Source organism: Rhodoferax sp. EU05-FHT12H12, assembly GCF_058791215.1.
The window spans coordinates 1-18,622 of record NZ_JBYTDI010000004.1; the positions used below are offsets into that span (position 1 = coordinate 1).

Consider the following 18,622-nt stretch of genomic DNA (forward strand, 5'->3'; position numbering starts at 1 on the left):
CCACGCAAAACGCTCGGCTTCCAAACACCCGCTGAGATGTTCAGCGAATGTGTTGCATCGACCGGTTGAATCCGCCGGCGGAAGCCGACATTCGCAAAATCACCCGAATGGGGGATATTCAAAGCCAAGCCGAATCGTCAAAATCAGAGCTGACAGGCTGCGAGGGGTGTCGCTATTTCACCTTCGGCGTTCGCTCACTTCCACGTTAAAGATTGTCGTCAATGCAAAGCCTCCGAGCCAAAATGCTTACGCCAAATGTGGCCTGCGTTCTTTTACTGAGCTTTGCCATTGTTTTTGCACTTGCAGGGGTAGGAGAATGGTTTGCCCCTGCGACTAGGCCAGTAACGGGCAAAGCTGGTCCGCTCTATTTTTTCTCGGAAGCTCTGTTCGGACCGAGAGGTCCGGCGTACACATACTGGGGCATCGCCGTGCTTTGTTTAGCTATTGGGTTGGCAGTTTTAGCAAAATTGTTGCGCCAACATGTCAAGCAGAGTAAGTTTGAACAGATGATCTCCAGTGTTGCCGAATGAGGCCTAACCCCTCTCGTTCAACTGGACCCGCTACTGCAAGCGCTGCCAACGTCCGCAACCAGCCTTTTCCTGCTATCCCTTTGAGCGACCGCTTTCGGTCTGCAGCAGCTGTCCCCGTGTCCACGCATTTCTCCGTCGAGCAGACGCCCCATAGCATTGGATAGCAAGCACCCAAGGGCGTGTCACCTCTGCGCATCGGGGTGAACTGATTTTTAAGCATTTTTGGCATCTAGCCCCCGTGGAATATGCGCAAGCAGCTATTGAATCAATAGCAATTCAAGCGTTCTCCAAAGGCGCGACATTCCGCCTATTCCCCTTTCCCCCGCGTAAACAGCGTCACCAGCAGCGGCAGTAGCGCCAGCGTAAACAGGGTGCACAGGCAGGCCACCCACAGCGGGTAGCCGTCCGGGTTGCCCAGGGCGAAGTACTTGAGTGCCACGTAGCCCAGGGTCAGTGCCATCAGCAAGCTGACGCCGGGCAGGAAGACGCGGAGCAGGAACGTGGCGCCGAAGGACGACACGCCGGCCATGGGGCGGCCCAGTGCGTACCAGATGGTGGCCCACAAGAAGTAGCCCAGGATGAACAGCATGACGCAGGCCCCCAGCCACAGGCCCACGCTGCGGGGGCTGAGCTCGGTGGCTGATCGGTCACCCGGGGCGTACACCACCTTGAGCCTGGCGCCTTCATTCGGGATTTCGGTGGACGCTACCGAGTTGGACAACTCCAGCGTCTCGCCATCGGGCCCGACAAAGCGCACCTGGGCGGTGTGCATCAGGCGCTGGCCGCGCACGGTGCGGCCGCTGGAATCTTTTTCTTCGTAGTCGCGCAACTCCGAGGTGTGGCCGACCACGGTGGCGCTGTAGCTGGGTTTGGTGGCCAGGTCATATAGCGCCTGGCCAGTCCAGTAGGTGAAGGGCACGAACAAGGCGAGCAACGCAAAGATGATGATGATGACGAGCAGCGCGCTGCCGCCCTTCTTGCCACCTTGGCTGCGCTGCGACACGCGCCGCCCCAGCCAGATGGCGGCGGCGAGGAAGGTTGCGCTGATGGCCAGAAAGGTCACGCCTGCGGAGGTCAGCTGCATGGCAGAGCCCGATCTGGCAGGGCCGTGGGAAGCGGGTGGTGTGCGTTCATGGAGGGCCATTCTAGGCACCGCCACCAGCGGTATCAGGCCGTTGGTTCGGTGAGCAAACCCGCGGCCTGCCAGGCGGCAATACCACCATTCAGGTAGCGCGCGTTCAGGCCCATCACACGCAGCGCGGTGGTCAGCCCCTGGCTGATCTCGCGACCGTGCGCGCAGTACAGCACCACCGGCGTGTCCTTGGGTACCTGGTCTTTCCAATCCAGCCACTGGGCCGGGTTGTGCCACTGGGCGTGGGCGATCTGGGTGCCGCCTTGCTGGCGGGCGCTGTCGCGGCGCACATCCAGCAGCGTGACGGCCTGCCCTTGTGCTTGCAGCTGGGCGAGTTCGGTGGCGGTGATGGCGTCCATGGGGTTTTCCTAATGAAAAAGTGACAACAACAAACCCACCAGCGCACACACCGCAATGACGTGCATGACCTTGCGCTGGTAGCGGAACAGGGCGATGGCGGCGCCCAGTGCAATCAGCGCGGCCACCCCGTCAAAGGGGCCGGCAAAGCCTTGCGGCCACAGTACGTGGTAGCCAAAGAACAGCGTCAGGTTCACGATCACGCCCACCACGGCGGCGGTGATGCCGGTGAGTGGCGCGGTGAACTTCATGTCGTTGTGCGTGCTCTCCACCAGCGGGCCGCCCGCCAGGATGAAGAGGAAGGAGGGCAGGAAAGTGAACCAGGTGACCAGGCAGGCCGCAATGGCGCCGGCCAGAAACAGCTGGTCCGGCCCCAGCACCGCTTTGGCATACGCACCCACAAACGCCACAAACGCCACCACCATGATCAGCGGCCCCGGCGTCGTCTCGCCCAGCGCCAGTCCGTCGATCATTTGCGTGGGCGTGAGCCAGCTGTAGTGGCCCACCGCGCCCTGGTACACATAAGGCAACACCGCATACGCACCGCCAAAGGTGAGCAACGCGGCCTTGGTGAAGAACCAGCCCATTTGCGTGAAGGTGTGGTCCCAGCCCAGGCCCCAGGTCAGCGCGCCCATGGGCAGCGCCCACAGCACGGCGCCCGCCAGCGCCACCGTGGCCAGGCGGCCCCAGCGAAAGCGCGCGTGGGCCGGGGTGGGGGTGTGGTCGTCAATCAGCGCGGCACCAAAATGCTTGGCTGCGGCGCCATGTCCGCCTGCGCCGCTGAAGAGTGCGGGCGCCCAGCGCCCACCGGCATAACCCAGCAGCGCCGCACCCAGCACGATGAGCGGGAAGGGCAACTGCAGCGCGAAGATGGCCACAAACGAGGCCGCGGCAATGCCCCACAAGGCCTTGTTTTTGAGCGAGCGCGAGCCAATGCGGTGTGCCGCCTGCAGCACGATGGCGGTCACCGCGGGTTTGATGCCGTAGAACATGCCGGCCACCCAGCCCACGTCGCCAAAGGCGATGTAGACCCAGGACAGGCCGACCAGAATGAACAGCGAGGGCAGCACAAACAGCGTGCCCGCCACCACGCCGCCCCAGGTGCGGTGCATGAGCCAACCGATGTAGGTGGCGAGCTGCTGCGCCTCGGGGCCGGGCAGCAGCATGCAGTAGTTCAGTGCGTGCAAAAAGCGCTTCTCCGAGATCCAGCGTCGCCGCTCCACCAGCTCGGTGTGCATGATGGCAATCTGCCCGGCGGGCCCGCCAAAGCTCACCCAGCCCAGCTTGAGCCAGAAGGCAAAGGCCTGCCACAGTGACACGGGCGGCGGTGCTTCGGTAGGGGCGGTATCCTTGGTGGATGCTTGGGCATTCATAGTCGGATAGTCTAAGTGTTTTGTGCCTCCAGAGCCCATGGAATATGCGCAAACAGCTATCAAAATCAGAGCAAAAAGGAATATGCACATGAGCGATTTATCTGCCTTCCCCATCACCGCCAAATGGCCCGCCCAGCACCCCGACCGCCTGCAGCTCTACTCGCTGCCCACGCCCAATGGTGTGAAGGTGAGCATTGCGCTGGAGGAGCTGGGCCTGCCCTACGAGCCGCACCTGGTGAGCTTCCAGACCAACGACCAGCTCACGCCCGAGTTCATCTCGCTCAACCCCAACAACAAGATCCCCGCCATCATCGATCCCAACGGTCCCGGTGGCCAGCCGTTGGCATTGTTCGAGTCCGGTGCCATCCTCATTTACCTGGCCGAGAAAACTGGCCAGCTCATGTCGCAAGACCCGGCCCAACGCTACGAAACCATCCAGTGGGTGATGTTCCAGATGGGCGGCATTGGCCCCATGTTTGGGCAGCTCGGCTTCTTCCACAAGTTCGCCGGCAAAGACTTTGAGGACAAGCGCCCGCGCGACCGCTACGTGGCCGAGAGCACGCGCCTGCTGGGCGTGCTGGACAAGCACTTGGCCGGCCGCCAGTGGATGGTGGGCGACAGCTATTCCATTGCCGACATCGCCATCTTCCCCTGGGTGCGCAACCTGATTGGCTTTTATGCGGCGGGTGATCTGGTGGGATTTGCCGACTTCCCCAACGTGGCGCGGGTCTTGGCAGCTTTTGTGGCACGGCCAGCCGTGGAGCGGGGGCTGGCTATTCCGGCCTGACAAAGCTCAGGCATCATGCGAGGGCAGGGAGGCGGTGGCACCCCCACCGCGCTGCAGAAAGGTCGCCGTGAGTTCTTCAGACGCAGAAACCTCTGACGCATCCAGCTTTTCGATTGCCCGCCAGCACATCGTGGACGCCGACAAGTCCATCGTGGGCTACGAGTTGTTCAACCGCATGCAGGGCGACCGCGCGCACACCCTGGCCAGCGATGTGTCGCTGGTGCTCAACGTCATGGCGCAGAGCGGCAGCAAGCTGGTCAACGGCCAGGCCGACCTCTTCATCAACGCCACGCACGAGAGCCTGACCGGCTCGCACTGGGACTTTTTGGTGCCCCAGCGCACCATCATCGAGGTGCCGCCTTTTCCCGGGCACGATGCGGCCGGCATTGAAGAGGCGCGCCTGAAGTTGATGACGCTGCGCAAGCGGGGTTTTCGGCTGGCCTTCAACCACACGGTGGTGGCGCCGGTCTACAAGTCCTGGCAGGGCATTGCCGACTTTGTGAAGGTGGACGTGCGCGCCATTGACCCTGCCAAACTCAAGTCCCTGGTGGACGCCATCCACACCCGCACTGGCGCCATTGCCGTGGCCGAAAAGGTGGAGAGCGCGGCGCAGTTCGAGGTGTTCAAGGACATTGGTTTTCACTTCTTCCAGGGCTACTGGTTCTCGCGGCCCGAGCTGCTCAAGTCGCAGGTGGTCAGCCCCAGCCAGGCCAGCGCAGCCCACCTGTTCAACAAGTTGCGCAGCGAGGCCGATGTGGACGAGGTTGAGCTCGCCATCAAAAAGGACGCAGCGCTGGGCTACAACCTGCTGCGCCTGATCAACTCCGCCGGCCTGGGCCTGCGCACCAAGATCACCTCCATCCGCCAGGCCGTGATGCTGCTGGGCAACGAACGCCTGCAGCGCTGGGCCGCCATGCTGATGACCGCCGGTGTGGATGGCAAACCCAGCCTGGCCGGCAATATGGCGGTGGTGCGCGCCAAGATGATGGAGCTGCTGGGCAGCAAGACCCTCTCCCCCGAAGAGCAGGAGGAGGCTTTTTTGATCGGCCTGTTCTCCCTGCTGGACCGCATGCTGGGCTGCACCCTGGCCGAGGCCCTGTCCATGCTGGGGCTGGACGGTGCGATTACCGAGGCACTGCTGCAGGGCAGCGGCAAATACATGGACCTGCTGGCCATGGCAATTGCCTGCGAGATGGAGGACGCCACCGTGTTTGCTGAATCCGCGCAGCGGCTGGAGCTGTCCTACCGCGAGATCAACGTGGCCCACATGGAGGCCATTGTCTGGGCAGACGCGGTCTACCAGTAGCGCCAATCGCGTGGACGGTGGCGCTTAGCGTGCTGCCAGGTGCACCCCCGCCAGCATGCAGCGCACCGAGCCTCCGGCCAACTCGATGGTGGGGACGCGCAGTGGTAGCAGGCGCACGCTGCGCTCCAGCGTTTTGATTTGCTGTGGTTGCAGGCTTTGCAGCGCCCGGCTGGAGAGGGCCAGCAGGCGCTCCTGGCCATTGCTGAGCTCTAGCGCGTTGCCGGCAAACTCGCCAATCTGCTGGGCGCTGAGTGCCACCACTTCACGCCCGGTGTCTTCCAGCCGCTGCCGTACCTCGGTGCGGCGTGCGGTGTCGGCAATCAGCTCCAGGCCTACCAGTGCGAAATCGGTGGCCACACACATCAGCACATTGGTGTGGTACACGGCGCGGCCCTGTGCGTCTACCGCGTCAAAGGCCATGGGCTCGTAGTTGAAGTGTGTGGCAAAACGTTCCAGCGCAATCGCGTTGGCGCGGTTGCTGCGTGCGGTGTAGGCCACGCGTGCTACATGGTCCAGCACCATGGCGCCCGTACCTTCCAAAAACAGACCGTCGGCTTCCAGACCCGAGTAGTCGATCACGTCCTGCACCCGGTACTGCGCTTTGAGCATCTCGATGACATCCATGCGCCGCTCCAGCCGCCGGTTGGGCGAGTACATGGGGTACAGCGCCACATGACCGCCCGCATGGGTGGAAAACCAGTTGTTGGGAAATACGGCGTCGGGTGTGCGGCCCGGGTGCTCGTCTTCAAACAGGTGCACCTGCACGCCATGCTGTTGCAGCAGGCGCGCGGCCTCGGTGACTTCGGCATAGGCCTGCTGCGCCACCTCATCGGCTTGGCGGCCGAGGTCGCTGCGCTGGAACGCGTTGTCCGCTGCCGTTTGCGGGTTGGGCGTGAAGTGGTGGGGGCGCACCATGACCACGGCGGCGGGGGCTTGGGGGTAAATCTGGGGGCGCATGGCGGACTCCTGGGGCGGTGTTGCTGCCGCTCAGGCCACACGGCGCATGCGGGCGCGGCCCGCCTGGCGGCGGGTGTGGCTGAACAGGTCTTTGGGGTTGCTGGCCTCGGGAACCAGTTCCACATCGGTGCCAATGTTCAGTCGCAGTGCCTGTTCGTACACAAAACGCAAGGCCGAGTAGTCTTCCAGTGCAAAACCCACCGAGTCGAACACGGTGATCTGCTCTGCGTTTTGGCGGCCCGTTTCGGTGCCGGCCAGCACCTTCCACAAGTCCACCACGGGGAAGTCGGCGGGCAGTTGCTGAATGTCACCTTCCACCCGGGTCTGTGGCTCGAATTCCACAAACACCCGGGCCGCCCGCAGCACATCGGCGTGCAGTTCGGTTTTGCCGGGGCAGTCGCCGCCCACCGCATTGAGGTGCATGCCGGGCTCCAGCAAGTCGGGGGTGACGATGGTGGCGTAGGCCTTGTCGGCCGTCACGGTGGTCACAATGTCGGCGCCCGCTACCGCCTCGGCAGTGGTGGTGGCGCGGACCACCCGCAGGGCGGGGAAGGCGGCCAGGTTGGCTACCAGCTTGTCGGTGGCCTCGGAGTCCACATCGAACACGGCAATTTCTGCAATGCCCAGCCAGTGGTGAAAGGCCAGCGCCTGGAACTCGCTTTGCGCACCGTTGCCGATCAGGGCCATGCGCTTGCTGTCCGGACGGGCCAGGGCGCGGGCTGCCATCAGCGAGGTGGCGCAGGTGCGCAGGGCTGTGGCCAGCGTCAGCTCGGAGAGCAGCACCGGATAGCCGGTGTCCACTTCGGCCAACACGCCAAAAGCCATCACGGTGTACAGACCTTTGGCGGTGTTGGCAGGGTGGCCGTTCACGTACTTGAAGGCGTAGCGCTGGGCGTCAGACACGGGCATCAGTTCAATCACACCAATCTCGGAATGGTTGGCCACGCGGGCAGACTTTTCGAAGTCCGGCCAGCGTACAAAGTCGTTCTGGATGTGATCGGCCAACTGGCCGATGAAGTCTTTCACACCGATGGTGTGGATCAACTGGGTCATCGCGGGAACATCAATAAATCGGGTCATGGTCAGTGCTCGGAAAGTGGAAAATCTCAGGGCATGCAAAGCGCTTGCATGGCATAAGAGAGATTGTTTCGGCAGGCACGGCCAAACAGAAGCGCAACTTTTAGGCAAAAAGTTATCAATAAGTAGCAAAATGCCATGACTCAATGGCATTTTGAAAATACATGGACGATACCGACCGAGAACTGCTGGGCCTGCTGCGCGACAACGCGCGCCTTTCTACCGTGGCCCTGGCGGCCAAGCTGCGGGTGGCACGCGCCACGGTGCAGAACCGCATGGCCCGCTTGGAGAAAGAAGGCACGATTACCGGCTACACCGTGCGGCTCAAACCCGCAGCCGAGGCGGCCCGCATTCGCGCGCTCATGAGTGTGGCCGTGGAAGGCAACCGCGCCATGGAGGTGATGACCGCCTTGCGTGGCCACCCAAACGTGCAGGCCTTGCACAGCACCAATGGCCGTTGGGACATCGTGGCCGAGCTGCGTGCCGATACCCTGGAGGCCTTTGATGCTGTGCTGCGCACCATCCGCCAGATCGATGGCATTGGGACCACCGAAACCAGCATTCTGCTATCGACCTACAAGTAGCGCTTCTAAGTAAAAAGTGCCTATGGCACCCGTGGATATTGCGCGAGTAGCTCCTGATTCAGGAGCAAATCGATGGCTCAGGGCAGCAGCGTGGTGGGCACGGCTTGCGCTAGCAGCTCAGGGTAGTCGCGGCTGAAGTGCAGGCCGCGGCTCTCGTGGCGGGCCTGGGCGCTTTTCACGATCAGGTCGGCCACTTGCACCAGGTTGCGCAGTTCCAGCAGGTCGCGCGTGACGTGGAAGTGGGCGTAGAACTCCTGGATCTCACCCTGCAGCAGTGCGATGCGGTGGGCCGCGCGTTCCAGCCGTTTGTTGGTGCGCACAATGCCCACGTAGTCCCACATGAAGCGGCGCAGCTCGTCCCAGTTGTGCGAGATCACCACCGATTCATCGGAGTCGGTCACGCGGCTGTCGTCCCAGGCGGGCAGGGCCAGGGTGGCTGCGCCAGCACCCCGGGCCAGTTCTTCTGCTATTAAATGTGTAGCTGCTCGCGCAAATACCATGCACTCCACCAGCGAATTGGATGCCAAACGGTTGGCGCCGTGCAGGCCGGTGCAGGCAGTCTCGCCCACGGCGTAGAGGCCCGCTACCTCGGTGCGGGCCGAGAGGTCGGTGCGCACACCGCCGCAGGTGTAGTGCGCGGCCGGCACCACCGGGATGGGCTGCTTGGACATGTCGATGCCCAGCTCCAGGCAACGTGCATAGATGTTGGGAAAGTGCTCCTGGATAAACGCCAGCGGCTGGTGCGAGATGTCGAGGTACACGCAATCAAAGCCACCCTTTTTCATCTCGAAGTCAATTGCGCGCGCCACCACGTCGCGTGGTGCCAGCTCGGCGCGTGGGTCGTGTGCGGGCATGAAGCGGGTGCCGTCAGGCAGCAGCAGGCGGCCGCCTTCACCACGCACCGCTTCGCTGATCAAAAAGCTCTTGGCGTGTGGGTGGTACAGGCAGGTGGGGTGGAACTGGATGAACTCCATGTTCTGCACCGCACAGCCCGCGCGCCAGGCGGCGGCAATGCCGTCGCCAGTGGCGGTGTCGGGGTTGGTGGTGTAGAGGTAGACCTTGCCCGCGCCGCCCGTGGCCAGGATGGTGTGGGGCGCCTGGAAGGTCAGCACCTCGTCGGTGTCGTCGTCCAGCGCGTACAGGCCCACGCAGCGGTTCTCTCCGGCTTGCCCCAGCTTGGTGGTGGTGATCAGGTCCACCAGCGTGTGGTGCTCAAACAGCGTCACATTCGGGCTGGCTTTCACCTTCTCGATCAGGGTCTGTTGCACCGCGGCACCGGTGGCATCCGTCACGTGGACGATGCGCCGCGCGCTGTGGCCGCCTTCGCGCGTGAGGTGCAGCTGGCCGGCGTGGCCCGCTTCTTCAGAGAATGGCACACCCAGCTTTTGCAACCATGCGATGGACTGGGGTGCGTTCTCCACCACGAACTGCGTGGCTTTCAAATCGCACAGGCCCGCACCGGCGATGAGCGTGTCGTCCACGTGGGCGGCGAAGCTGTCGTCCTTGTCCCACACGGCCGCAATGCCGCCTTGTGCCCAGCCGCTGCTGCCTTCGCGCACCGCGCGTTTGGTGAGGATGGCGACCTTGTGGGTAGATGCGAGCAGCAGCGCTGCGCTGAGCCCGGCCAAGCCGCTGCCCACGATGAGCACATCAAAGGACAGGGAAGTGGAAGTAGAAGCGGACATGCAAAAAGAAGGTTGGTTGGGGGGGGGGCGCACTAGCCTTGGGCGTCGTGCACCGCCAGCTCCAGGGCCTGGGCCAGCGTGGGGCTGAGGTTGGCGGGGCCCAGGGCCTCGGTCACACCACAGCGCAGCAAAATGTCCTGCGGCTGGAAGGCCAACCCACAGGCGATAAAACGCACACCCCGCTTGTGGCAGGTGCGCACCAGGTCGGCCACCGTATCGGCGCCCGACGAGTCGATATAAAGCACGTTCTTGAAGTCCAGCACCAGCACCCGCTGGGGCAAGCGGTCTTCCAGTGTTTCAATGAGTTTGACCGCGCCAAAAAAGATCGCGCCGTGCAGCCGGAAGGCCGCCACACGCGCCTCCAGCCCGGACAGCGGCGGGTAGTCTTGCGTGTTGACCTGTTCGCAGCGTGAGAGGCTGGAGATGCGGTAGATGAACGTGACACAGGCCGCCACCAGGCCCACCTCCACCGCCACGGTGAGGTCAAACACCACGGTCAGAAAAAACACCATCAACAGCGTGGCACGGTAGGGCAGGCGGTACTGGCGCAGGTGCACAAACTCGCGCCACTCGCCCATGTTCCAGGCCACAAACATCAGGATGGCGGCCATGGTGGCCAGTGGAATGTTGTGCGCCAGCGGTGCTGCCACCAGCACCACCAGCAAGAGCGTGGCCGCGTGCACTATGCCGGCCACCGGGCTGGTGGCACCGCTTTTGGCGTTGGTCACCGTGCGGGCGATGGTGCCGGTGGAGGGCATGCCGCCAAAAAATGGCGCCACAAAGTTGGCAATGCCCTGGGCCATCAGCTCCTGGTTGGGGTTGTGGCGGTCGTCGATGATGCTGTCGGCAATGCGCGCGCACAGCAAGGACTCAATCGCCCCCAACAATGCCAGCGTGAAGGCCGGCAGCAGCAAGAATCGCGCGGTTTCCCACGAAACATCGGGCCAGACCAGGGTGGGCAGGCTGCTGGGCACACCGCCAAACCGCGTGCCAATGGTTTCCACCGGAATGCCGCTGACGCTGACCAGCAGCGTGGCCAGCACCAGCGCCACGATGGAACCGGGCACCAGTGTCCACTTGCGCGCCCAAGGCCGAGTAGAGGCCAGGCGGGGCACGCCCCATTGCCAGCCCACGATCAGGCCCAGGCTGGCCAGCGCCAGCAAGGTGGCGTAGCCGTTGAGGGTGTGCAGCGATTGGAAGATGGTTTGCACAATGCCAAAGAAGTTGCCCGGCATGTGGGGCACCTGCAGGCCCAGGAAATCTTTGACCTGCGACACCGCAATCAGCACCGCGATGCCGTTGGTAAACCCGATCACCACCGCGATGGGAATGAAGCGCACCAGCGTGCCCAGCTTGAACAGGCCAAACACAAACAGCATGACGCCCGACATGGCCGTGGCAATGATCAGGTTGGCCAGGCCATAGCGCTCCACGATGCCGTAGACGATGACGATGAAGGCGCCGGCCGGGCCACCAATCTGCACCCGGCTGCCACCCAGGGCCGAGATCAGAAAGCCCGCAATGATGGCGGTGAACAGCCCCGCCTCGGGCTTGAGCCCGCTGGCAATGGCAAAGGCCATGGCCAGCGGCAGCGCCACCACGCCGACCGTGAGGCCGGCCCCCACATCGCCCCAAAACCGCTGGCGGGAATAGCCTTGTAACGCCTGCAAGAGCTTGGGGCGGAATTCCAGTGGGGCTTGCATGCGGTGGACGGATGGGTGGGGCGCGGAGCTTTCAGTGGATGCGCATGCCGGGCTGGGCGCCGGGCCAGGGGTTGAGGATGTAGATGCCGGGGTTGGCCGACTCATCCGCATGGCTGGCCGCCATGACCATGCCTTCGGACATGCCGAACTTCATCTTGCGGGGCGCCAGGTTGGCCACCAGCACGGTGAGCTGGCCCACCAGCTCTTCGGGCTTGTACATGCTGGCAATGCCACTGAACACATTGCGCGTGGTGGGCTGGCCCTCGGCATTCTTCTCGCCCACATCGAGCGTGAGGCGCAGCAGCTTGGTGGAGCCTTCCACGGCTTCGCAGTTCACGATCTTCGCAATGCGCAGGTCGATCTTGGCAAAGTCGTCAATGCTGATGGTGGGCGCCAAGGCCTCACCACCGGGCGCATTAGGGTCTGCGGGCACCGCTGCTGGCGCTGGTTTTGCTACCTTTTTAGGAGCTGCTTGCGCAGGTTCCACGGGTGCTGCAGCCTCTTTTACTTCAAAAAGAGCGTCCAGTTGCTCGGGGGTGACGCGTTGCATCAGGTGCTGGTAAGGCGCAATCGCTTGCACATCGCCAGCCACGTTCCACTGCTGCATGTCCACGCCCACAAAGCCTTGCACCGCTTGCGCCAGACCGGGCAGCACGGGGGAGAGGTAGCGTGTGAGGGCGGCAAAGGTGTTGATGAGCACCGAGCACACCTGGTGCAGCGCCTGGTTGTTGGCCACATCCTTGGCCAGGTCCCAGGGCTTGTTCTGGTCCACATAGGCGTTCACCTTGTCGGCCAGCAGCATGATCTCGCGGGTGGCCTTGCCATATTCGCGGGCTTCGTACATCTGGGCCAGTGCGTCGCTTGCGCCACGCACCTCGGCCAGCAGCGCTGCGCCGGTGGCGCCAAAATCGCTGGTCAACTTGCCGTCAAAGCGTTTGGTCAAAAATCCGGCTGCGCGGCTGGCAATGTTCACGTACTTGCCGATCAAGTCGCTGTTCACCCGCGCCATGAAGTCGTCGGCGTTGAAGTCGATGTCTTCGTTGCGCGCCGACAGTTTGGCGGCCAGGTAGTAGCGCAGCCACTCGGCGTTCATGCCCAGGCTCAGGTACTTGAGTGGGTCCAGGCCGGTGCCGCGGCTCTTGCTCATCTTCTCGCCGTTGTTCACGGTCAAGAAGCCGTGCACAAACACGTTGTTCGGCGTCTTGCGGCCGCTGAACTTCAGCATGGCGGGCCAGAACAAGGTGTGGAAGGTGACGATGTCTTTGCCGATGAAGTGGTACTGCTCGGTGTCGGCCGCCGCCATGTAGTCGTCAAAGCTGCGCGTGTCGCCGTGCTTGGCCTTGGGGCCGCCCTTGTCGAACCAGTTTTTCAGGGAAGCCAGGTAGCCCACGGGTGCGTCCAGCCACACATAGAAGTACTTGCCCGGCGCGTCGGGAATCTCGATACCGAAGTAGGGCGCGTCACGGCTGATGTCCCAGTCGCCCAGGCCTTCGCTGGTGGTGCCGTCCGGGTTGGTGCGGATGGTGAACCATTCCTTGATCTTGTTGGCCACCTCGGGTTGCAGCTTGCCGTCCTGCGTCCAGTTTTCGAGGAACTCCACGCAGCGTGGATCGGAGAGTTTGAAGAAGAAGTGTTCGGAGTTCTTGAGCTCGGGCTTGGCGCCGGACAGGGCCGAGAACGGGTTGATCAGGTCGGTGGGCGCGTAGACCGAGCCGCAGACCTCGCAGTTGTCACCGTACTGGTCCTTGGCGTGGCACTTGGGGCACTCGCCCTTGATGTAGCGGTCGGGCAGGAACATGTTCTTCTCGGGGTCGAAGAACTGCTCGATGGTGCGCACTTCGATCAGGCTGCCATCCGCACGGTCACGCAGGTCGCGGTAGATCTGGCGGGCCAGTTCGTGGTTTTCTGGTGCGTCGGTACTGTGCCAGTTGTCAAAACTGATGTGAAAACCGTCCAGGTACTGCTTGCGTCCGGCGGCAATGTTGGCCACGAACTGCTGGGGGGTCACACCGGCCTTCTCGGCGGCAATCATGATGGGTGCGCCGTGCGTGTCGTCCGCGCCCACGAAGTTCACCGCATTGCCCTGCATGCGCTGGAACCGCACCCAGATGTCGGCCTGGATGTATTCCATGATGTGGCCGATGTGGAAGTTGCCGTTGGCGTAGGGGAGGGCGGTGGTGACGAAGAGTTGGCGGGGCATGGGAAATCGACTTTCACGGAGGAACCCGGGATTTTAGTCGGGCCTGCCTTCTAGAATGGTTGGAGCGCAAATAGGGAGGCGCTGTATGAAAAAAATACTATCGGTGCTACTACTTGGTCTTGCATCCACGGCATTTGCGCAAATGGAGATGCCTACATGCCAAGATCTACGCAAATTGACTCCTATCAAAGAAGGACGCCTGTTTACGAATGCTGAGTGGCTACAGCTTCAGAGCATGGTGCGCGAATCACCCGAAATCGGGGCGCTTGGGGCAGGTTTCCTGTATCTCTGTGGTATCGGAGTTCAAAAAGATGTTCAGCGGGGATTGCATGAGATCGAGCGTGCAGCTGAAGAACTCAACCCCCTTGCTTTTTCAGCGCTCTACTTTTTGCACAAGGGCTATTTGAGTGTCCCTGATGACGCCAGAATGGCTCGAAAGTGGTTACAACTTGGCGCAGAGCACGGTGTCCCTGAGCTACAGGTTGAAATTGGACGTTTGTATTGGCAGGGCATTGAATTGCCGCAAGACCTTGCAGCGGCCGAACGCTGGATGGTGAAAGCAGCAAGTCAAGGCCACTTGGATGCCTACGCAACTCTCGCGCAGTTTTATATCTCAAGGGAAAAATATGCGGATGCATTGAAGTGGAGCGAGATTGGCTCAACTGCAGGCGACGCAATGTCAGCGTATTTGTCGGGGTACATCTACTCCAAGGGACTGGGAGCTCCCGTTGACGCGAGCCTTGCCTTGCGGCGATTTACTTTTGCCGCTGAAAAACGCTTGGTGCTGGCAGAGCTACGTTTAGGAAAAATGTACTCTGCGGGGATTCTTGCGGAGTTGAACCACGCGAAGAGTCTCAAGTGGTATCGCCAAGCGGCCGATCGGTCAGTACCAGATGCCCAGGCTGCTGTGGCAAACGCATATGAACGGGGCTTGGGGGTGTCCGTTGACTTGCGTGAAGCCTATCTCTGGAGGAAAAAAGCAGATTCCCAGAAGAAGTCATTCTCACAAGATGTTCGCATAGCTTCAAAGCATCCGCTTTTGCAGGATTTATATGCTTGCAGCGGAATAGGCGATGCGGTGACAGACATTACGATAGCCAACGACCTTTCATGGGCGAAGCAAGGGGCCTATGAAGCTCAGGTGAAGATGGCGCAACACCTGGCCAGTAAGAAGAAGGATGTTGAGCAAGCATTGTGTTGGTACATGAGCGCGGTGGATGGTGGAGATATGCAGAGCACGGCCCATTTGGGGCTTGCGTACTTGAAGGGCGATGGATTGCCCATCAATCCTGCTCTCGGCGTGTACTTCCTCAGATTAGCTGCAGATGGAAACAATGTCTCTGCTAGGACGCGGCTGGCTGATGCTTACTTGTCGGGTGTCGGAGTTGAAAAAAGCCTAGTAGCTGCGTACGCGCTGAAGTTTGCTGGTCAGTGGGCTGATGACGAGCTTGATTCTTTGCTGGAGAACTATCACCCCGCATTCGAAGATGAAATGTCCACCGTGGAGATTTCCAAAGCTAGGCGCTTGATTCGTGAGATGTCAGTGCCCGGTGATTACCTGACTGCACTTGATCGCGCTACGACGCCGTAGTTCTGTCAGAGTCAGTTGTGTGTCACGAGAAGACATCACAGGGGTAGTTAGGATCGATTTTGCTGGAGGGGAGTAAAAATGAAAAAATTGTGGATTGCGTTGACCTTTTGTGTCGCACTGACGGCTCACGCTAGAGAGGTCATGCGTTGTGATCAACTTGCCGAGATATTGCAGATACCCGTGGGTAAATTGCTGAATCAATCAGAGTTGGACTTCTTGCGCAAGGAGTCAAACAACAATGAGGAATTTCCAGCAATGCTGGCAATGATGCAGGTGTGCGGCGTGGGCCTTCCGAAGGACCAAGCCAAGGGCCTGGAGATTCTCAAAGAGAATGCAGGCAAAGGTGGCGTGCTTTCCAGAGCAATTCTCGAATCCATCGCAAACGGCAGGATAGATATTCAGTCGAATCGAACGGCGGTCGTTCGTAAAGACATGGGAGAAGATGCGGACTACCAGTTTCAGCAGGGTCTCACTGCCCTTTGGGGCCTGCGTAATGATCAAAACCTTCTTTTGGCGGAGAGATGGTGGCTCAAGGCCGCGTCACAAGGACATGAATCCTCTCAGTTGGCTTTGGGCGTTTTGTATTACGACTTGAAGCGGTACCGGGAAGCTGCAACTTGGCTTGAACTCTCGGCACTCGCTGGGAGTTCACTGCCAGAATTTCTGCTCGGGAAGATGTTTTATTTCAGTTGGGGTGTGAAGCAGGACCTTGAGAAGTCCTTGATGTGGAGTGAACGTGCTGCCGGTCACGGAAACAGCTTCGCGATAGTCTGGCTCTCTGAAATAAAACGGAAGACGCTAGCCGAGATGGTTATCGAGCAACAGGAGGTCGACCGTGCGTATCAGGCGCGACAAACCTTGTCTAGCGGCAAGCCTGAGCTTTACTATTTGTCCTTAGTTTCAGGGGAGTTTGCGGCGAAGCCAGCTTCTAGGTATTCGGCAGCCAATCGCACGCAACCCAATAGCAGCCCCCGAAGTTTGTTTCGGGAAGGAGTTTCCCGATGGTACGGGGGGCTGGGTGAGCATGAGCGGCAAGATCAGAAACAAGGACTTCAGTTAATCAGGGAGGCGGCCGACAAAAACTTTGTCGACGCGGTTTTTTGGCTGGCTCGTGCCTATCACCAGGGAAGTGGCTTGCCCGCGAACAGTGTTGTTGCCTACGCGCTGTATTTCCATGCAGAGGCTCTTCAAAGCGGCACGCCGGTAATGTTGGCCGATTTCAAACCGCCATTCGAGACTCCGTTGAACGACATGCAAGTCAAGAAGGCACAGCAACTGACGCGTGCACTTGCCGAGTCCGGCAAATTTTTGCAAGCCTTGGACCTTGCTCTCGCGACTGGAGAATGACCTTGAGAAGTTTGAAGAAACATTTAGTTGTGTGGGGTGCAGCTTGCCTCTCAATACTGACTATGGATTGGGCCCAAGCTGCACCGGCCTTTTCTGAATTCAAAATAGAGAAACCGCCGGTGTGGGTCACGCAAATCGCGCCGGATACGCAAACCCAGCTTACGCAGAGCCAACAGAGCGAGGGTGTGTCGTATCTCCTGGTGGATCGCCAAATCCTGGTCCAGGGCAACACTCGGCAGACCTACTACCACTCTGCGTTGAAAATCCAGAATGAGAGCGGGCTGGAGAACTCGTCCAATGTCGAAATCCGTTTTGACCCGTCCTACCAGACGCTGCATTTGCATTCAGTCCAGATCCGCAGGGGTGACAAGATAATCCCCAAGTTGGAGCCGTCTGCAATCAAGGTGCTGCAGCGTGAGAAGTCACTGGAGCAGCTGATCTTCAACGGCAGCAAGACTGCCAACCTCTTCCTTGAAGATGTGAGGGTGGGTGATGTCGTGGAGTACGCCTACACGGTGCGTGGCAGCAACCCGGTGTTTGGTGGGCGGCATTACAGCCAGTTTGACCTGCAGTGGGGTGTTCCCGTGTTGCAGGTTCACGCCCGCCTGCTGACGGAGCCAGGACGCAAGCCCGCCATCAGGCCGCTGAACAATGCGCCAGAGCCTGTCGAGCGTCTGGTCGGTGGCCTGAAGGAATATGTATGGAGCCAGAAAGCGACGGCTTCGCTGCGTGTTCGGGACGATGCACCGGCCTGGTTTGACCCCTATCCTTCTGTGCAGTGGAGCGATTACCATGACTGGCAGTCGGTGGTGCAATGGGGCGTGCCGCTGTACGCGACGCCCACCCGATTGCCGGCGGAGCTGACGGCAGAGGTGGAACGCATCAAGAGCCAGTACGCCAATCCTGCAGAGCGCGCAGCAGAGGCGCTGCGGTATGTGCAAAAGACTGTGCGCTACCTGGGCGTGGAAGTGGGGCCAGGATCCCATGCACCTACGCCGCCAGAGCTGGTGCTGTCGCGCCGATTCGGCGATTGCAAGGACAAGACCCTGTTGACACTCACGCTGCTCAAGGCGGTGGGGGTGGAGGCAAACGCGGCCCTAGTGAGTACCCGGTACAAAAAAGGCATTGCTCTATGGCAGCCGTCGCCTGGCGTATTCGATCACGTGATCGTGCGGGCCAAGGTGGGGGGGGAAGAATTCTGGTTGGATCCAACCTTGCAACAGCAATTGGGCGGATTGAGCGACATTTCACAGGCTAACTTTGGTTACGCGCTGGTGCTGGAGCCACAGCAAACAGGATTGACCGAGATCCAGCAGGGAAGTGCCGTGATGTACAACCGCAAGGTGCTGGCGGTGTTGGACAGCAAAGCGGGAACCGGCAAGCCGGTCTCCTACACGGTGACCACCGTGTTGGATGGCCTGAGTGCCGAGCGCACACGCAATTCGCTAGCCAAGGATGCGCCGGACGATGTGCAAAAGCAGTTGGTGAATTACTACGCCCGCTTCTACCCCAGTATTTCCGTTGCGCGCCCCTACGAGATCAGCGACAACGCCGCCACCAACCAGCTCACCATGACGGAGTACTACGTGATTCCGGAGTTCTGGACCGAGGGCAAAGGCAATGCGATGGAGGCATACGTGGCGGTACCGGATGTCAATGACTACCTGCGTGCGCCACGGAACACGGTGCGTACGGAACCGCTGGGCCTGTTCCACCCGGCGGATGTCCGGCAAACCACCTATGTGCTGCTGCCAGAATCCTGGAAGTTCAAGAATGGGACTTCCATCATCAAGGATCCGGCGTTCGCATTTGAAAGCTCCGTCAAATCTGAGCCGGGGCGTCTGACCTTGGTGGATCAATACCGCTCGTTGTCTGATGCTGTCAAACCTTCCGATATGCCCACCTATCTGGAGAACCTGCGCAAGTCGCGCAATATTCTGGGCTATTCCTTCGCGCGTCCTAGCGACACGGAATGACTAAGAAGGGCAGTGTG

The 18,622-nt window shown here is 60.8% G+C and carries 15 protein-coding genes; 7 read left to right on the top strand and 8 right to left on the bottom strand.

The genetic code is table 11. The annotated features are described in order from the left end of the window. Window positions 1-221: 221 nt before the first annotated feature. On the top strand, window positions 222-530 hold the full coding sequence (locus AC3WS7_RS12240) for a hypothetical protein (RefSeq protein ID WP_492656550.1): 309 nt from the start codon (window positions 222-224) through the stop codon (window positions 528-530). Window positions 531-837: 307 nt separating this feature from the next. Here AC3WS7_RS12240 and AC3WS7_RS12245 read toward each other — a convergent pair whose 3' ends face one another. From AC3WS7_RS12245 to chrA, 3 genes are all read right to left on the bottom strand, one after another. After that, complete coding sequence (locus AC3WS7_RS12245) at window positions 838-1,614, bottom strand: uracil permease (RefSeq protein WP_492656551.1); 777 nt, start codon at window positions 1,612-1,614, stop codon at window positions 838-840. A gap of 83 nt (window positions 1,615-1,697) precedes the next feature. Then, window positions 1,698-2,021 carry a rhodanese-like domain-containing protein gene (locus tag AC3WS7_RS12250; protein WP_492656552.1) on the bottom strand — a complete coding sequence of 108 codons (324 nt, stop codon included), beginning with the start codon at window positions 2,019-2,021 and terminating at the stop codon, window positions 1,698-1,700. A 9-nt stretch (window positions 2,022-2,030) separates the two neighbouring features. Continuing rightward, entirely contained in the window at window positions 2,031-3,392 is a 1,362-nt protein-coding gene (chrA, locus tag AC3WS7_RS12255) for a chromate efflux transporter (RefSeq protein ID WP_492656553.1), read from the bottom strand. Between the two features lie 88 nt (window positions 3,393-3,480). On the opposite strand from chrA, the gene AC3WS7_RS12260 reads away from it, so the two are divergent. Together AC3WS7_RS12260 and AC3WS7_RS12265 are read left to right on the top strand one after the other, a co-directional pair. Continuing rightward, window positions 3,481-4,179, top strand: a complete 699-nt coding sequence (locus AC3WS7_RS12260; protein ID WP_296465357.1) for a glutathione S-transferase N-terminal domain-containing protein — start codon at window positions 3,481-3,483, stop codon at window positions 4,177-4,179. A gap of 67 nt (window positions 4,180-4,246) precedes the next feature. Further along, entirely contained in the window at window positions 4,247-5,485 is a 1,239-nt protein-coding gene (locus tag AC3WS7_RS12265; RefSeq protein ID WP_296465360.1) for an EAL and HDOD domain-containing protein, read from the top strand. A gap of 24 nt (window positions 5,486-5,509) precedes the next feature. Here the strand turns inward: AC3WS7_RS12265 and ctlX are convergent, their stop codons facing one another. Then, on the bottom strand, window positions 5,510-6,442 hold the full coding sequence (gene ctlX / locus AC3WS7_RS12270) for a citrulline utilization hydrolase CtlX (protein WP_492656554.1): 933 nt from the start codon (window positions 6,440-6,442) through the stop codon (window positions 5,510-5,512). Between the two features lie 30 nt (window positions 6,443-6,472). Further along, window positions 6,473-7,522 (bottom strand): ornithine cyclodeaminase, encoded by a 1,050-nt coding sequence (gene ocd / locus AC3WS7_RS12275; protein ID WP_492656555.1) that lies wholly within the window; start codon window positions 7,520-7,522, stop codon window positions 6,473-6,475. Between the two features lie 161 nt (window positions 7,523-7,683). On the opposite strand from ocd, the gene AC3WS7_RS12280 reads away from it, so the two are divergent. After that, window positions 7,684-8,103, top strand: coding sequence for an Lrp/AsnC family transcriptional regulator (locus tag AC3WS7_RS12280; protein ID WP_296465368.1), 420 nt, complete (start codon window positions 7,684-7,686; stop codon window positions 8,101-8,103). Window positions 8,104-8,180: 77 nt separating this feature from the next. On the opposite strand, the gene nadB is transcribed toward AC3WS7_RS12280, so the two are convergent. Genes nadB through metG form a run of 3 tightly spaced genes read right to left on the bottom strand, consistent with a single transcriptional unit; the run spans window position 8,181 to window position 13,691 of the window. Beyond that, window positions 8,181-9,788: an L-aspartate oxidase gene (gene nadB / locus AC3WS7_RS12285; RefSeq protein WP_492656556.1), complete on the bottom strand. Its 1,608-nt coding sequence runs from the start codon at window positions 9,786-9,788 to the stop codon at window positions 8,181-8,183. Between the two features lie 32 nt (window positions 9,789-9,820). Continuing rightward, window positions 9,821-11,491 (bottom strand): SulP family inorganic anion transporter, encoded by a 1,671-nt coding sequence (locus AC3WS7_RS12290; RefSeq protein WP_296465373.1) that lies wholly within the window; start codon window positions 11,489-11,491, stop codon window positions 9,821-9,823. A gap of 31 nt (window positions 11,492-11,522) precedes the next feature. Beyond that, a complete protein-coding gene (gene metG / locus AC3WS7_RS12295; RefSeq protein WP_492656557.1) occupies window positions 11,523-13,691 on the bottom strand; it encodes a methionine--tRNA ligase in 2,169 nt (722 codons plus the stop codon). Between the two features lie 85 nt (window positions 13,692-13,776). On the opposite strand from metG, the gene AC3WS7_RS12300 reads away from it, so the two are divergent. The 3 genes from AC3WS7_RS12300 (at window position 13,777) to AC3WS7_RS12310 (ending at window position 18,605) form a co-directional block, all read left to right on the top strand. Beyond that, window positions 13,777-15,282 (top strand): tetratricopeptide repeat protein, encoded by a 1,506-nt coding sequence (locus AC3WS7_RS12300; RefSeq protein WP_492656558.1) that lies wholly within the window; start codon window positions 13,777-13,779, stop codon window positions 15,280-15,282. Between the two features lie 78 nt (window positions 15,283-15,360). Beyond that, window positions 15,361-16,629 (top strand): tetratricopeptide repeat protein, encoded by a 1,269-nt coding sequence (locus tag AC3WS7_RS12305; protein WP_492656559.1) that lies wholly within the window; start codon window positions 15,361-15,363, stop codon window positions 16,627-16,629. Between the two features lie 62 nt (window positions 16,630-16,691). Next, on the top strand, window positions 16,692-18,605 hold the full coding sequence (locus AC3WS7_RS12310) for a DUF3857 domain-containing protein (protein ID WP_492656560.1): 1,914 nt from the start codon (window positions 16,692-16,694) through the stop codon (window positions 18,603-18,605). Window positions 18,606-18,622: the final 17 nt, after the last annotated feature.

Excerpts from the sequence above, each read along its gene's own strand:
- chrA (WP_492656553.1), bottom strand. The coding sequence starts at position 3,392 with ATGAATGCCCAAGCATCCACCAAGGATACCGCCCCTACCGAAGCACCG.
- AC3WS7_RS12280 (WP_296465368.1), top strand. The coding sequence starts at position 7,684 with ATGGACGATACCGACCGAGAACTGCTGGGCCTGCTGCGCGACAACGCG.
- AC3WS7_RS12305 (WP_492656559.1), top strand. The coding sequence starts at position 15,361 with ATGAAAAAATTGTGGATTGCGTTGACCTTTTGTGTCGCACTGACGGCT.
- ocd (WP_492656555.1), bottom strand. The coding sequence starts at position 7,522 with ATGACCCGATTTATTGATGTTCCCGCGATGACCCAGTTGATCCACACC.
- AC3WS7_RS12290 (WP_296465373.1), bottom strand. The coding sequence starts at position 11,491 with ATGCAAGCCCCACTGGAATTCCGCCCCAAGCTCTTGCAGGCGTTACAA.
- metG (WP_492656557.1), bottom strand. The coding sequence starts at position 13,691 with ATGCCCCGCCAACTCTTCGTCACCACCGCCCTCCCCTACGCCAACGGC.
- AC3WS7_RS12260 (WP_296465357.1), top strand. The coding sequence starts at position 3,481 with ATGAGCGATTTATCTGCCTTCCCCATCACCGCCAAATGGCCCGCCCAG.
- nadB (WP_492656556.1), bottom strand. The coding sequence starts at position 9,788 with ATGTCCGCTTCTACTTCCACTTCCCTGTCCTTTGATGTGCTCATCGTG.
- ctlX (WP_492656554.1), bottom strand. The coding sequence starts at position 6,442 with ATGCGCCCCCAGATTTACCCCCAAGCCCCCGCCGCCGTGGTCATGGTG.
- AC3WS7_RS12240 (WP_492656550.1), top strand. The coding sequence starts at position 222 with ATGCAAAGCCTCCGAGCCAAAATGCTTACGCCAAATGTGGCCTGCGTT.
- AC3WS7_RS12245 (WP_492656551.1), bottom strand. The coding sequence starts at position 1,614 with ATGCAGCTGACCTCCGCAGGCGTGACCTTTCTGGCCATCAGCGCAACC.
- AC3WS7_RS12250 (WP_492656552.1), bottom strand. The coding sequence starts at position 2,021 with ATGGACGCCATCACCGCCACCGAACTCGCCCAGCTGCAAGCACAAGGG.
- AC3WS7_RS12310 (WP_492656560.1), top strand. The coding sequence starts at position 16,692 with ATGGATTGGGCCCAAGCTGCACCGGCCTTTTCTGAATTCAAAATAGAG.
- AC3WS7_RS12300 (WP_492656558.1), top strand. The coding sequence starts at position 13,777 with ATGAAAAAAATACTATCGGTGCTACTACTTGGTCTTGCATCCACGGCA.